Here is a 14,099-nt window from a genome sequence, read left to right on the forward strand (position 1 = left end):
AGGTCTACAGACCACCTCGGTCCGATCGAGCGGTGCACCGGGAGCAGGCGGATCAGGGCGGGACTCACGGCTGCATCTCCTGCCGCAGCGCATCCAGGTAGCGCTGGCCGCGCGGGTCGGGCGCGGCGCGGCGATGCGGTGCTGCCGGCGGGGCGAGCAGGGTGCGCCAGACCTGGGCGCGCAGCTGGGTGCGGCAGCGGGCGCAATCGGGTTCGGCGCGCAGGGTTTCCACGGCGGCGGCCAGGCCCAGCGGGTCGTGCAGGCGGTCGTGCTGGGTCTGCAGCCACTGCGCGTAGCGGGCCAGGGTGGCGTCGGGCACTGGGGCTGCCTCGCCCAACGCGTCCCACAGCTGCAGCGCGGACGGGTCCGGGGCCGGGCGGGTGTCCAACCCGGCGGCACGGTCGCCCAGGCCGGCGCGATCGCCGCTCAGCCGCCGGCTGGGGTCGATCGGCGGCAACCGCGTGCCCACGCGCGCCAGGTAGATGCGTTCGGCTTGCTGCACCTGTTTGATGAAGCCCAGCGCCTTATTGGCGTACGGCAGCGCGCGCTCGGGGTGGCCCTGGCGCAGCTCGCCTTCGGATTGCCACATCTGGTCCAGCGCCGCGCGCAGCAGGGCGCGGGTTTGCGGGTCGAGCAGGGTGGCGGCTTCGGCGTGGTCGTGGGTATGGCCGAATTCGGCCAGCACGTTCTCTGCTTGGCCGAAGCTGCTGCGCTCGGGCCGGCCGTTGCTGCCGCCATGGTCGTGGTCGTCCAGTGCGGCGGCGCCGGGCTCGCTGGCGTGGGCGTCGTGATCGTGATCGTGATCGTCGTGGTCATGCGCGGCGTGCGTGTCCGAAGCAGCGGCCGGCGCGCTTGGCGCATCGGCGGTGGGTAAATCATCGGCCGGGGCGTCGCTGGTGGGTGGCGCGTCGGCAGTCGGCGGACCTTGCGGCGCGCCTTCGCTCTCTTCGCCGAGGAATTGGCCATAGCGCAGCCGCAGCAGGCGCTGGTCCACCCCAATGGCATCGGAGCGCTTGAGGAAGCTGGCCGCGTCCAGGCGCGGTTTCTCCTTCAGCAGTGCCTGCGCGTCGATGATGATCTGGCGCTGGCTGCGGAAGTAGGCCGGCAAGGTCTGCTTGACGCTGGCTTCCAGGCCGGCGGCCATGGTCTGTTCGGGCGGCGGCCAGCGCAGGATCACACTGGCGCTGCGGCCTTCCTGCGGGCCGGGCTGGCGGGTGTCGTGGACGATGAGCTGGGCAATCAGGTCGTCGCCCGCGGCCATGCCCAGCGCCTGCGGCTGCACGGTGGCGGCGAAGCCGCGTTGCCGGGCCGGGCCGCTGCCGGTGAGCGTGCGGCGCTGGGTGCTGAAGGTGATGTTCTCGCCGCTGCCCTGGGCCAGGGTGAGGCGCAGCTCGGCGCTGGCGGCCACGGCGTAGTCGTCGCTGGCTTCGAAACGTAGCGTCCAGCTGCGGTTGGCCGGGGACCACAGCACCAGGCTCTGTTCGGGGGCAAGCACACGCACCTGCGGTGGGCGGTCGGGCAGCACGTCCAGCCGATGCAGCTGGCGGTCGGCCGGCGCGCCGTCGATGAGGATGCGGTACAGGGTGGCGCGCTCGGCGACCCAATGGCCTTGCCACGTCTCGCTGCTGCCTTCTCGCGCCAGCGCGACGGTGCGGCCGTCGGTAAGCCGCAGGGCCACGCTGCGCGGCGCCGGGCTGACCTGCAGTTGCCAGTCCAGCCGGGTGCCGGCCGGCACCTTCGCATCCAGGCCGGGCAGGCGCGCGGCCGGCAGACCGGTGTAGGCCGGCGGGCTGCTGCGTAGCTGCGCCTGCCGCAGCGTGGGGGCGCCACTGCTGGCACGCGCGGCGGCAACGCGGTCGGTTGGCGGAGTGCGTTGGGTGGCCGGTTGCGGCCACAGCAGCAGCGCACCGCAGGCGAGCGCACCCAGCACGCTCCAGGGCCAGGCGCGGCGCCACGGCCAGGCCGGGCGCAGATCGCGCGGGGTGCTGCGCAGGCGCTGCTCCAGCCGTTGCCGTTGCAGGGTCTGCAGCGGACCGAGTTGAGCGATCGGCGCGAACAGCAAATCGCTGCTGTCCTCCAGATCTGCATCGCGGTCCAGCCGGCGGATCAGCCAGGCCTGGTCGAGACGCCGCGCGGCCAGCAGCGCCGCGCCGCCCAGTGCCAGCAGGCCCAGAAGCAGCAGCACCACGACGGCGACCTGCGCACCGGCGCGCCACGCCAGCGCCGCCGGCAGCGCTGCCCACGGCAGCCCGAACAACAGCACGCCTGCGGCCTGTCGCCGCCGTGCCGCCTGCCACGCCCGCTGCAGTGCCGGCGTGCTCATGCGGGAGTGGCCCGGCGCAGCGCGGTGGCCAGCCAGCGTTCGAGCGCGAACAGCAGCAGCACCAGGCCGATCAGCCACGGCGCCAGCGGTCGCGGGGTGGTCGTCAGGCGGGCGGCGGCACCGCGCTGCGGGTGCTGGGTCTGCGCCAGTGCGCGCTGCGGTGTGGGTGCTGGTTGCAGAGCGTCGTGCAAACGGGTGGGGAAGCCGGCATCCAGCAGTGCCGGCAGTTGCTGCGGTTGCAATGGTGCGGCCCAGCGCAGCACGCGTCCGCGGCCGAGCGCTGCGGCATCGAGCCATGGCGCGCCAGAGGCGGTCTGTTGCACGGGCTGCAGCGTCGCGGCGAGGTTGGGCGGGAGAGGTGTCTGCGCATCCACCAGCAACTGCCCACCGGCTGCGACCCAGGCCATCACCGGCGCCGGCGGGGCACTGCGCGACAGCCACGCCACCACGGTGCCGGGACCCCAGCGCGAAGGCTGTGCGTTGGCCGGCGTGCTTATCGGCAAGCTGCCCGGCAGCGCCCAGGCGGCATGTACGGCGCGCAGATAGCGCAGGGCCGGCGTGGTGCTGTCGTCGGCAATCGCCTGCAGTCGTAGCGGCGCGGCAGCAACGGGCGCCGCAAGCGGCGACTGACCGGGCACGACCTGCCAGCGCACCTGATGCGACAACTGCAGCCGTTGCGCATCCAGCGGGCCCCACTGGGCCGGCACGATCACGCTGAGCGCCGCATCTGGCGGCAGGCTGGCATCGAGCTCGCGCAACAGGCTGGAGACCGGTTGCGTCGCGCCCGCAGGCGTGGCGAGAGTCTTGGGGGTCTTGGCATTGGCATCGGCATCGACCGGCGGGAAGCCCGGCGCCAGCCATACCCACCGCGCGTCCGCGACGTGGCGCAGCTGGCGTGCGGCGGCCACATCGACTCCCGGGCTGAGCGCAATGCGTGGGCGTGCATCGTCGTGATCGCGCACGGCCGGTTCGGCCAGCAGCAGCGCCACCGCAACCAGCAGCAACAAGCGCGCCAGCAGCAGCGGCCATTCGTCCAGACGCACGCGGTGGCGTGGGCGCGGCAGCGCACGCAACCAGCGCAACGCGGCGAAGTCGGTCGGCCGGTGTTCGCTGCGCCGGGCCAGATGGATCAGCAGCGGCAGCAGCAACGCGGCCAACGCGGCCAGTCCCGCAGGGAAAAGCAACAGCAGGTTCATCGCGGCACCCGCCTGGCGACATGCGCGCAGCCGACCTGCCAGCTCATCGCCGCGCGCCTTGCCCGAACAACTGGCGTAGTGCCGCCTCGGGTGCTGCGTCCAGATACTGCACTGCGTGCGCGATGCCGGCGGCCTGCCAGCGCGCCTGCTGCGCGCGCTGTGCCGCGCCGAAGCGGTGCAGATAATCGGCGCGCATGGCCGCGCCATCGCCCAGCAATTGTTCGCCGGTTTCCGGGTCGCGAAACCGGTGCCCGCCGCTGAAACTGAAATCGCGTTCGTCGCAGGTCAGCACCTGCAGTTGCATGACCTCGCGGCGCGCGGCGGCGAGTTTTTCCAGTGCAGCGTTGAGGTCTTCGTCGAAGCCATCGCCGATCGACAGCACCAGCGCATGCGTGGCGATGCGTTCCCACAGCGGGCGCACGGCGGCCATGCCCGGCCAACGCCCCCCGGCGCGCAAGCCATGCAGGGCCAGCCATAGCCGGTCGCGTTGCCGCGGCCCGGCGCCGGCCGGCACTGCCACCAACCCGCCGCCATGCACGGCGAACAGACCGACCTGATCGCCCTGCTGCAGCGCGATTTCAGCAGCGCAGGCCGCCAGCATCGCCATTGTTTGAAGCCGCGTGCTGCCGGGGCGCGCGTGATCGGCCTGGCCGGCGGAGGCAGTGGCATCGAGCAACAACCACAGCGTCAGCGGGCTTTCGCGCTCGGCTTCGCGCACGAAGAAGCGGTCCGAGCGCGCGTAGAGTTTCCAGTCGATCTGGCGCAGCGCATCGCCCGGTTCGTAGGCGCGGTATTGCGCAAATTCCAGTCCAGCGCCGCGGCTACGGCTGGCATGTTGGCCGATGCCGTGCGCACCCTGTGCGTGACGCGCACGCAGCTGCAGACCACGCAGGCGGCTGCGCACGTCGCTGGGAATCAAGGCCGGCACGTCCACACTCACGCCGCGCGACGCCTCAGGTAGGGAATGGCACGGCGCGCAGCAATGCGGCGACCACGTCGTCGGCTGTGCGTTGTTCGGCCTCGGCCGCGAACGAGAGCAACAGGCGGTGGCGCATCACCGGCGCCGCAAGCGCCACCACGTCTTCGCGGGTGGCTGCAAAGCGTCCATGCAGCAGTGCGCGCGCCTTGGACGCCAGCACCAGCGACTGCCCGGCGCGCGGGCCGGCGCCCCATTTGATCCACTGACGCACCTCGTCGCTGGCCTGCGGGCCAGGACGGCTGGCACGCACCAGACGGTTGATCCAGGTCAGCAACTCTGCGCCCACATGCACCTGCCGCACATGCTGTTGCAGCGCCTGCACGCTGGCCGCGTCCATCACCTTGGGTACCTGCGCGATTGCGCTGCCGGTGGTCTGGCTAAGGATGTCGCGCTCTTCCTGCTCGCTGGGATAATCCACCCGCACATGCAGCAGGAAGCGATCCAGCTGCGCCTCGGGCAACGGGTAGGTGCCGGCCTGTTCGATCGGGTTTTGCGTGGCCAGCACGAAGAACGGCGCCGGCAGCGCATAGGTGGTGCCGGCATAACTCACCGTGCGTTCGCTCATCGCTTCCAGCAATGCGGCCTGGGTCTTGGGCGGGGTGCGATTGAGTTCGTCGGCCAGCAGCAGATTGGTAAAGATCGGCCCTTGCTGAAAGCGAAAATGCCGATGTCCGGTGCCGTGGTCTTCTTCCAGCAACTCGGTGCCCAGGATGTCGCTGGGCATCAGGTCGGGGGTGAATTGCACGCGGCGAAACTGCAGTTCCAGCGCCTGCCCCAGCGAGCGCACCAGCAGCGTCTTGCCCAGGCCCGGCGCGCCTTCCAGCAGGCAATGGCCGCCGGCGAGCAGGCTGATCAGCAATTGCTCCACCACCGCGTCCTGGCCCACCACGGCCCGGGCCAGGGCGGCGCGCAACGTGCCCAGCTGGGAGAGCTGCGCGGTGAGGATGTCGTCGTTGGGGGAGGTCATGCGCGAATTCTCGTTGGATGGTTGCTGATGCGCGGCGCGCTTGCGCACGAGGCCTCAGCGGTGATTCTTGATTGCGCAAGCCTGGTTCGACATGGCGAGCACCCTGCGGCGATCAATTGGTCAATGCATACATCACGATGTTGACGCCGAACTTGGTGTTGTCTTCGGCCAGAAAACGCTTGTTGCGCCAGTCGTAATCCCATTCGCAACCGTAATCCTTGTTGCTGTAGAGCACCCCGAGCCGGCCATCGATGCTGATGCCTTTGAGATAGTCGTGCACCAGGTCGTCGCCCCAGCCATTGAGTTCGAAACCGGTGGCCGGCGGGCCGTCGGGGAAGGTGAAGAAGGCGCTGTAGAGTCGATGGTTCTTTGGCAGTTTCTGCAACGCCGTCTTGCCGAAGATCGAGGTCATCTGCGCTTCGAACGAGGTGGCGAACAAACCATCGATATCGTGGTTGCAATCGTCCACGAACACAAAGCCGCCGTTACGCACATAGCGCTCGAAGTTGCGCCGCTCGGCCGGGTTGAACTCCACCAGCTTGTGACCGGACAGATAGCAGAACGGCGCCTGCAACATGCGCGGGTCGGCCAGATCCAGCACATGTTCCTGCGGGTCCACCCGCAGCTGGGTGTAGTCGATCAGCGAGGTGATCAGGTTGGACGGCATGCGCGCGTCCACATCCCAATCGCCGGAGTCGTAGCGCAACCGGGTGAACCAGAAATCGTAATTGCCAGCCGCCCGCACGCGCTGCGGCAGCGCCAACGCAGCGACGCTACCGAGCAACAGGCCGAGAAAGTGGCGGCGCGTCGCAGGCGCCGCCAAGTGACGTAGACCGGAAACGGGAGGTGCAGGAAAAGTATCACGATGCAGAGAGCCTGCTGTGCTCTCCCATTCTCGAATCCCGACTCCCGATTCCCGGCTTCTACTCACACCGCATCCGACAACGAAGTAAACGTAAAGTCCCGCAGCCGCATCGGCGGAATCATCATCACGAAGTTGGATTCATCGCCAGCCACGCGCACCGGCTTGCCCAGCTCGTCGATGTTGTTGAGCATGATCACCGGCGATTCGTTGAAGCGAAAATTCTTCACCGGATATTTGATCTGGCCGTTCTCGATGTAGAACGTGCCGTCGCGGGTGAGCCCGGTCAGCAGCACGGTCTGCGGGTCGACCATGCGGATGTACCAGGTGCGCGTGACCAGGATGCCCTTCTCGGTACCACGCACCAGCTCGGCGATGTTCTTGTCGCCGCCGGCCATCAGCAGGTTGCCCGGCTCGCCGACCGCACGCTTGCCGTTTTTCTGCGCCCAGAAGCGCGAATACTGCAGGTTGGCGATCTTGCCGTTTTCCACGATGGACATCTTCTCGCGCGGCAGGCCTTCCTCGTCCCACGGCATCACTGCCGCACGTGGGTCCCACGGGTCGGCGGTGATGTTCACGCGCGGGTCGTAGACCTGTTCGCCGAGCTTGTTGCCGCCACCTTTCTTGGACAGGAAGCTGCGTCCCTCATCGGCCATGCGCGCGTCGAAGAAATTCATCATGAACGAGATCAGGCCTGCGGCCGCCGCCGGCTCCAGGATCACCGTGTACTTGCCCGGCTCCAGCGCCTTGGCTTCGGCCGAATCGCTGGCCTTGCGCATCGCGATGCGGATGTCCTGCTCGGCCTTGAAGTCGGCGGCATCCTTTAGATTGCGGCCCACCCAGCCCGAGCCGCGACCATCTTCGGTGCGCACGGTGCAGGTGTAGTCGAAGCGCGCACCGCGCTGATAGCCGAAGTTGCCCTTGCTGTTGGCGAATGCGGTAAAGCTCTGGCCGTCTTCGAGGAAGCCTGCGGCGATCAGCCCCTTGCCCTTGCATGGGGCGATCGAGTCGGCCGCCACCTGCGCGCGGAACGCCGGATCAACCGCTGCCGTGGATTCGCTGAAGGTCGGGCTGGGCCTGTAGGTCTGCTTGTCGACCGCCGGCATGAATTCCGGGTTTTCCGGCGCCAGCCGTGCGAGGTCTTCGGCACGGCGCACCACGCGCTCCAGCGAGGCGTCGTCGAACGCGTTGATGGTGGCAACGCCCACGCGCTTGCCGAACGCCACCTGCACCTGCAGGTCGGTGTTGTCGACGATGCCGCTGGTGGACACGTTGTTGAGCGCAAAACGGATATTGCCGTCGATCGAGCCGGTGAGCGTGGCGGTGCACTCGTCGGCCTTGGACAGCTTGATGACCTTGTCCAGGATGGCCTTGGCCTGCGCTTCGGTAAGGATGCTCATGTGGGTTTCTCCTGTCAGCCGAGCGAGCGGGCGGTGCTGATGACGTTGATGCCATCGAAGCGGGCGGTGGACGAACCGTGCGAGACCGCCGAGACCTGGCTCGGCTGGCCCTTGCCGTCGAAGAACGAGCCGCCCAGGCGGTAGTCGCGTTGATCGGCCACGGCGCTGCAGGCGTTCCAGAATTCCGGGGTGCGGATCTGGTAGGCCACGTCTTCGAGCATGCGGGTGATGGCGCCGTTCTTGATTTCGTAGAACAGCTGGCCACCGAACTGCGCGTTGTAACGCTGCTGGTCGATGGAGAACGAGCCATCGCCGATGATGTAGATGCCGTTTTCCACGTTCTTGATCAGATCGCTCACGCTCAGCGGCGTCTTGCCGGCGGCCAGCGACACATTGGCCATGCGCTGGAACTGCACGCTCGACCACGAGTCGGCATAGCAGCACCCATCGGAGGCGGTCTTGCCCAGGATATGCGCCTGATCGCGGATGGCCTGGTAGTCCACCAGCTTGCCGCCGCGGATCAGGTCCCACTGCTTGGTCTTGACGCCTTCATCGTCGTAGCCCACCGCACCGAGGCTACCGGGTTGGGTCTTGTCGGCGAGGATATGCACCTTGTCGCTGCCGTACTGGAAACCGGCCTTGAGCTTGTCCAGCGTGGCGAAACTGGTGCCTGCGTAGTTGGCTTCGTAGCCAAGCACGCGGTCCAGCTCCAGCGGGTGGCCCACCGACTCGTGGATGGTGAGCCAGGTGTGCGAGGGATCCAGCACCAGGTCGTACTTGCCCGGCTTGACCGACGGCGCCTTGAGCTTCTCCTGTGCCTGCTTGGCCGCCGCAATCGCATCTTCCTTCATGTCGTAGGACAGGCCGTAATTGACCACGCCGTTGGGCGAGACGAACTTGCCGGAGGCGGCGCCATCGAGATATTCATAGCCCAGCCCCATCGGCGCGGACAACCCATCGCGGGTGCGGAACTTGCCGCTGGCCTTGTCGATGGCCGTCACGCTCATCGGCGCCCAGATGCGGTGCACGTCCTGGTCGATGTAGGAGCCGTCGGTGCTGGCGAAATACTTCTGCTCATTGACCACGAACAGCATCGAGTTGACGAAGTTGGCCCCGGCGGCCGTGGCGGCGGCATTGACGCCGAGCAGCAGATCCACCTTGTCCTTGATCGGCACTTCCATGGCGTTTTTCTTGATCGGCGTCTTCCAGCTCACCTCGCCCACGCCCGGCGTCGGCGCCAGTTGCACCGGCGTGCCCTGCACCTTGGCATTGGCCTTGGCGATTGCCGCCGCCTGCGCGGCGGCCTTGGCCACGCCCTGCTCGGTGAGCTCGTTGGTGGCGGCAAAGCCCCACGCGCCGCCCACGATGACGCGGATGCCGGCGCCGATGGACTCGGTGTTGACCACGTTCTGCACCTTGTCTTCGCGGGTGATCACGAACTGACGCAGGTAGCGGCCGATGCGCACATCGCAATAGCTCGCGCCGGCCTGGCGCGCCGCGTTCAAGCCGGCATCGGCCAGACGCTTCTTGCGGCCCACATCGAAGGGCGTGAGCAACTGCTCGGCGGCAATGGCCTTGCCGAAGTAGGCAGGCACGATCAGCCCGCCCATGGTCAGCCCGGTGAGGGCCAGGAAATCACGTCGCTGCACGGGCAACTCCCCAATAGTCCCGCGCGGCGCGCAGGTGGTGTGGTGACACGCACATGGCTCTGCGCGCGGTATCGGCCGATTCTTGCCGGGCGATGAATGCTGCGTCAAATGACTTTCGGCAGGGGTGCATGTGCAAACGTTGTGCGCAGGCCGATGGCGTGGCACAACCGGCGTGCATCGAGTGGATGGCGAGCGCGGCTGGCGGTGTGCGATGACTATCGTTGCACATTGGATGCGCAGATCCATTCCTTAAATCAGGTGCAGAGCGCATGCTCTGCGCGCTCACTGCAGGGTCCTTGCCCGCCCACCATCGCAGGACACGCTGCAAGTACGTCCCTGTAAGCTCCGTGGCGGCATCCATGCCGCCAAGGGTCCCGCGACGGTGAGCAGGCAAGGACCAGTCAAGTTGGTCGGTGTGCAAAGTTTTCAGCAAGCAAACAGCAATGGTCTCGCGCGGTGCTCTCTGTTCTTCAACAAGCAACCAGCGGACTTTCTGGTGCAGTCTCCTCGCCGATTGCGGGACCGTTGGCGGCATGGATGCCGCCATCGAGCCCCCATGGACGGGTTCACGGCGTGTCCCGCAAACGGTGAGGGCACCGCGCGCTCGACTGACCAAGCTTGAAGATAGTTAAGCGACCGCAACAAACACAATCTCAGTGCCTAAATGTGCTGAGCCAACGCAGACAACTCAATCACCACGCAGTCGATCCACCAACCCTCAACCCAACGAACGCGCGGTATTGATCACGTTGATGCCATCGAAGCGCGCGGTGGACGCGCCATGCGACACCGCCGAGACCTGGCTCGGCTGGCCCTTGCCATCGAAGAACGAGCCACCCAGGCGGAAGTCGCGCTCGTCGCACACGGCGCTACAGGCATTCCAGAATTCCGGCGTGCGGATCTGGTAGGCGCCGTCTTCCACCAAGCGGGTGACCTGGCCGTTTTCGATCTCGTAGAACAGCTGCCCGCCGAACTGCGCGTTGTAGCGCTGCTGGTCGATCGAATACGAACCGCGCCCATGGATGTACAAGCCGTGCTCCACGTTCCTGATCATGTCGGCAACCGCCAACGGCGTCCTGCCTGGCGCCAACGACACATTGGGCATGCGCTGGAATTGCACGTTCGACCACGAATCGGCGTAGCTACAGCCATCGGACGCAGTCTTGCCGAGCAGGTGCGCCTGATCGCGCGTGCATTGGTAGTCGACCAGGATGCCGTTCTTCACCAGCTCCCATTGTTTGGTCTTGACGCCCTCATCGTCGTACCCCACCGCACCCAGGCTGCCCGGCTGGGTCTTGTCGGCGACGAAGGTCACTGCATCGCTGCCCCAGCGGTAACCTGCATCGCGCTTGTCCAGGGTGGCGAAACTGGTGCCGGCGTAGTTGGCCTCGTAACCCAGCACGCGATCGAGCTCCAGCGGGTGCCCGACCGACTCATGGATGGTGAGGAACAGATTGCTCGGGTCGATCACCAGATCGTACTTGCCTGCCTTCACCGACGGCGCGGTGAGTTTGGCGCGCGCCTGCCTAGCCGCGGCGATCGCATCTTCGCGCGCATCGTAGCTGTGCCCGTAACCGATCAGCCCGCCTGGCAGCTGGTGCTTCTGGCCGGCATCGCCATCCAGGTATTCGTAGCCCATGCCCATGGGCGAGGACAGCCCATCGCGGGTGCGGAACTTGCCGCTGGCCTTGTCCACTGCAGTGACGGTGAAGGGCAGCCACAACCGGTGCACGTCCTGATCGATGTAGGAGCCATCGCTGCTGGCGAAATATTTTTGCTCATTGATCGCAAACATGCGCGAGGCCACGAAGGTGGCCCCGGCATTGAGCGCAGCTGCATTGACGTCCATCAGCAGTGCCACCTTGTCCTGCAGCGGCACTTCCATGGCGTTCTTCCTGATCGGCGTCTTCCAGCTGACCTGTCCGGCCGGCGTCACCGGCGCCAGCTGCACCGGCGTGCCGCCCAAGCGCGCATTCGCCTTGGCAATGGCCACCGCCTGCCGCGTGGCGGTGGCCACGCCATCGCTGGTCAACGTATTGGTGGCCGCAAACCCCCAGGCGCCATCGGCCAGCACGCGCACGCCCACCCCGATGGATTCGGCATTGACCACGTTTTCCACCTGCGCCTCGCGGGTGATCACGAATTGACGCAGATAGCGCCCCACGCGTACGTCGCAATAGCTGGCACCGGCCGCCTTGGCGGTGGTGAGCGCGGCATCTGAAAGGCGCCGGTTGCGTGCTGCATCCCCTGGCGCAAGCAGCTGCTCGGCGGCGATTAGCCGCGTGTTGGGGAGCAGCAGCCCGGCGGCGCCGATGCCGGACAGAGTGAGGAAGGTACGACGGTCCACGTGCGGTCTCTCCAATCGATGCGTGCAGCGCGAGAGGCGCACACCGGCATCCGAGCGTTACCGCGTACACCGATTTGGTCAAGTGCTAGCGGTGTTCGATCCAAACAGTTCCCTGCAATGCAAACCGAACGTGGCCCGCATAAGCGAACGCGAGCAAGCGTGAATCGTGCGCATGGCGGTGGGCCGCGACGACGCAACCTTGACTCGGCTGCGGATGTACCAGCGCTCCAGCGGGGCGTGCGCTGTCTATCGTACGCAGGGAAATTCGACGACACCCTCGAATCACTGCACTGCACTGCACTGCATCTGGGCGCAGGCGCACTACCGGACAGTGTCGGACGGGATGTTGAAGCCGGCACTTCAGCGCAGTCTCAGGGCGTCCCGCTACGGCGGAGCTTTCGGTCCAGTACATAGCCGAGTACGCCGCCCAATGTGATCGGCAGCAACGCGTAAATCGGAATGAAGATCAGCGCCAATGCCGACTGTGCATCGGCGCGTAAATCGAGGGTTGCATGCGCCCAGGCGAGCACACCAAAGCCAAGCAGGCACGGCACCAACAATGCAATCGGCCGCCGGTACAAAAAGCTGATGCACAGCAGCGCACCCCAGGCGATCGCATTGAATCCACCCAACAACAGCCAACCACCGAGGCCGACATCCGTGTACTGGCGCAACCACCCCAGTCCGAATGGCAGGCGTGCCGCATACGGCAGCACCACGCCGGCGATCACGAGCAGGAAGCGGGCACTCGCTAAAGTCATTGCAGTCTTCCCTATCTGTCGTTCAAGAGGAAACGCTAGCGCATGCGCGTGAACCGGAGAGGGTCCTACCTTATGAAATCGGTGGGTCGTTCCAGCTGGAATATCGATTCGCCCAAGTCGTCCAGCTTCTTGGCAACGATGGCCTGCGCATCGCAGATACCCCGATTGTAGAAATAGGCTCCCACCTCTTCGGCGAAGAAATCCAGCAGAAACTCCGCATCGAAGTGTCCTATCTGCTGCTTCAGTTCCTCGGTGAAATACAGCTGGATCTTGCGCGTGATGCCGCCCACTCGCCTTCGCTGAATTTGATCTCGATCATGGATGCTCTGGCTGGCTCAACCGCGGTATCGGGGCGATTTGCGTCGCGACACCGGCAGCTTGGGGCGATTGCCGGCGGTTGAACCCAATCACTTGCTGGTCGGCATCGAGATGAAGGGTCAGATGGCAACCGGCCAGCGGGAAGGCCGCCCTGCCCGAATGTAGTCAAGGTATTCGGACTCGGCAATCCCGAGGTTAGTCCAGCGAGTAGGGTCCGCCGCCAGGAATTTGCTGGCATACGTCACGGCAGCGGCAGCGTCCGCAAAGATGGCGGCAGGGGCACAAGGCCCGTCTGGCTCGAAATATGCGAAGTCATGCAGATCCGAAGAGTCTTCGCTGCCAATGTCCTCGACGTCATACATCCATACCTCGATGCAATCGTTTGCCGGCCGTAGCTCGACATGGCGAACGTATGCTGCATCGACTGGGCTTTTTCCGAGAAACTGCTCGACCGACGTGCTGCGCCGTAATGTAGCTGGAATATCGATCGGCAAAAGATGTCGCATACAGGCTCCCTGCCTTCAAATTGCCGTTGCTCCTCAAGTAAATCGAGCCGCGCCGCGAGCGGCGTCGGCTCGATTGTGCTTACTTGGACTGGCTTGCCGCGCGCTTGAAATAGGCCGTGCGCATCATCGGGTTGCCGTCCTTGAAATACGCTTCGATTTCGGTCATGACCTTGCCGTCGGCACTGACCGTATAGGTGCGGGTGGAGGCCGGGACGCCTTGATACATCAACTGCATCACCAACACTCCGGGCTCGGGCATTTTGACCGCGGCACGGTCCACCAGGTAGGTGCCCGACGCCTGGCCCGGTGTGCCGTCCAGCAGTAGCGTGGATTGCGCCTGCAACTTCGTGTCGTCGTGTTCAACGATGTCGGCAGTGGTTGCCCATTTGTTACCCGGAACCTGCTTGAACTGCAGGACGACACGTTTGGGGCGTACAGCTTCCGGCATCGGCAGGCTGCTGGTGTCCAGCAGCCAGGTTCCGACCAGTGGTGATGGCGTGGTTGATGCGGAGAAGGCGGGGGTGGCCTGCAACAGGACGGCAGCCACCAGTGCAACGCGTGCGGTCTTCATGAGAACTCCCTGATCCAGACGTGATCCTTGCGGTCAGTCGGCCGACTGGTGCAAGGCAGTGCGATTGGAATCGACTTCGCGTAGACCGTCCCACTCCGGCTCCGGCCCGAGGGCGATACTCACTGCTGCCACACGTGGAGTCAAATGACGACCCATGAAGACATGTCGCGCCGGCGGCCCTCGTTTGCCATCGTCTAATGAGCGCTGCAATCAGCGGGCG

General features: G+C 66.0%; 12 protein-coding genes. 1 reads left to right on the top strand and 11 read right to left on the bottom strand.

Annotation, left to right across the window (positions count from 1 at the left end):
* Window positions 1–64: 64 nt before the first annotated feature.
* The 9 genes from AC1POX_RS00430 to AC1POX_RS00470 form a co-directional block, all read right to left on the bottom strand.
* Window positions 65–2,323, bottom strand: coding sequence for a hypothetical protein (locus AC1POX_RS00430; protein ID WP_372356613.1), 2,259 nt, complete (start codon window positions 2,321–2,323; stop codon window positions 65–67).
* The gene (locus AC1POX_RS00435; protein ID WP_031420520.1) at window positions 2,320–3,519 is read right to left on the bottom strand and encodes a BatA domain-containing protein; all 1,200 of its coding nucleotides are present in this window, start codon (window positions 3,517–3,519) and stop codon (window positions 2,320–2,322) included. Before AC1POX_RS00435 ends, AC1POX_RS00430 begins: the two co-directional genes overlap by 4 nt.
* A gap of 43 nt (window positions 3,520–3,562) precedes the next feature.
* The gene (locus AC1POX_RS00440; protein WP_372356614.1) at window positions 3,563–4,459 is read right to left on the bottom strand and encodes a DUF58 domain-containing protein; all 897 of its coding nucleotides are present in this window, start codon (window positions 4,457–4,459) and stop codon (window positions 3,563–3,565) included.
* A 13-nt stretch (window positions 4,460–4,472) separates the two neighbouring features.
* Window positions 4,473–5,465, bottom strand: coding sequence for an AAA family ATPase (locus tag AC1POX_RS00445; protein WP_372356615.1), 993 nt, complete (start codon window positions 5,463–5,465; stop codon window positions 4,473–4,475).
* Window positions 5,466–5,577: 112 nt separating this feature from the next.
* Window positions 5,578–6,396 (bottom strand): DUF4159 domain-containing protein, encoded by an 819-nt coding sequence (locus tag AC1POX_RS00450; protein ID WP_136733077.1) that lies wholly within the window; start codon window positions 6,394–6,396, stop codon window positions 5,578–5,580.
* Entirely contained in the window at window positions 6,393–7,727 is a 1,335-nt protein-coding gene (locus AC1POX_RS00455; protein ID WP_008573991.1) for a TldD/PmbA family protein, read from the bottom strand. The genes AC1POX_RS00450 and AC1POX_RS00455 overlap by 4 nt, the downstream gene beginning before the upstream one ends.
* Window positions 7,728–7,741: 14 nt before the next feature.
* Window positions 7,742–9,376 (bottom strand): TldD/PmbA family protein, encoded by a 1,635-nt coding sequence (locus AC1POX_RS00460; protein ID WP_372173194.1) that lies wholly within the window; start codon window positions 9,374–9,376, stop codon window positions 7,742–7,744.
* 718 nt (window positions 9,377–10,094) lie between these two features.
* Window positions 10,095–11,723 carry a TldD/PmbA family protein gene (locus AC1POX_RS00465; protein ID WP_372173195.1) on the bottom strand — a complete coding sequence of 543 codons (1,629 nt, stop codon included), beginning with the start codon at window positions 11,721–11,723 and terminating at the stop codon, window positions 10,095–10,097.
* A 371-nt stretch (window positions 11,724–12,094) separates the two neighbouring features.
* Window positions 12,095–12,484, bottom strand: a complete 390-nt coding sequence (locus AC1POX_RS00470; protein WP_011345843.1) for a hypothetical protein — start codon at window positions 12,482–12,484, stop codon at window positions 12,095–12,097.
* Between AC1POX_RS00470 and AC1POX_RS00475 the strand changes: the two genes are divergently transcribed.
* A complete protein-coding gene (locus AC1POX_RS00475) occupies window positions 12,484–12,885 on the top strand; it encodes a hypothetical protein (RefSeq protein WP_481108593.1) in 402 nt (133 codons plus the stop codon). The two genes, AC1POX_RS00470 and AC1POX_RS00475, sit on opposite strands and share 1 nt — an antisense overlap.
* A 36-nt stretch (window positions 12,886–12,921) precedes the next feature.
* Here the strand turns inward: AC1POX_RS00475 and AC1POX_RS00480 are convergent, their stop codons facing one another.
* Both AC1POX_RS00480 and AC1POX_RS00485 read right to left on the bottom strand, forming a co-directional pair.
* Window positions 12,922–13,308, bottom strand: coding sequence for a hypothetical protein (locus AC1POX_RS00480; protein ID WP_372356617.1), 387 nt, complete (start codon window positions 13,306–13,308; stop codon window positions 12,922–12,924).
* Between the two features lie 79 nt (window positions 13,309–13,387).
* Window positions 13,388–13,855: a hypothetical protein gene (locus tag AC1POX_RS00485; protein ID WP_031420529.1), complete on the bottom strand. Its 468-nt coding sequence runs from the start codon at window positions 13,853–13,855 to the stop codon at window positions 13,388–13,390.
* Window positions 13,856–14,099: the final 244 nt, after the last annotated feature.

The sequence above is a fragment of the Xanthomonas sp. NCPPB 3442 genome (assembly GCF_056725145.1).

Bases quoted from the DNA above. Each gene is read 5' to 3' on its own strand.
- AC1POX_RS00430 (WP_372356613.1), bottom strand. From the start codon at position 2,323: ATGAGCACGCCGGCACTGCAGCGGGCGTGGCAGGCGGCACGGCGGCGA.
- AC1POX_RS00435 (WP_031420520.1), bottom strand. From the start codon at position 3,519: ATGAACCTGCTGTTGCTTTTCCCTGCGGGACTGGCCGCGTTGGCCGCG.
- AC1POX_RS00445 (WP_372356615.1), bottom strand. From the start codon at position 5,465: ATGACCTCCCCCAACGACGACATCCTCACCGCGCAGCTCTCCCAGCTG.
- AC1POX_RS00455 (WP_008573991.1), bottom strand. From the start codon at position 7,727: ATGAGCATCCTTACCGAAGCGCAGGCCAAGGCCATCCTGGACAAGGTC.
- AC1POX_RS00470 (WP_011345843.1), bottom strand. From the start codon at position 12,484: ATGACTTTAGCGAGTGCCCGCTTCCTGCTCGTGATCGCCGGCGTGGTG.
- AC1POX_RS00480 (WP_372356617.1), bottom strand. From the start codon at position 13,308: ATGCGACATCTTTTGCCGATCGATATTCCAGCTACATTACGGCGCAGC.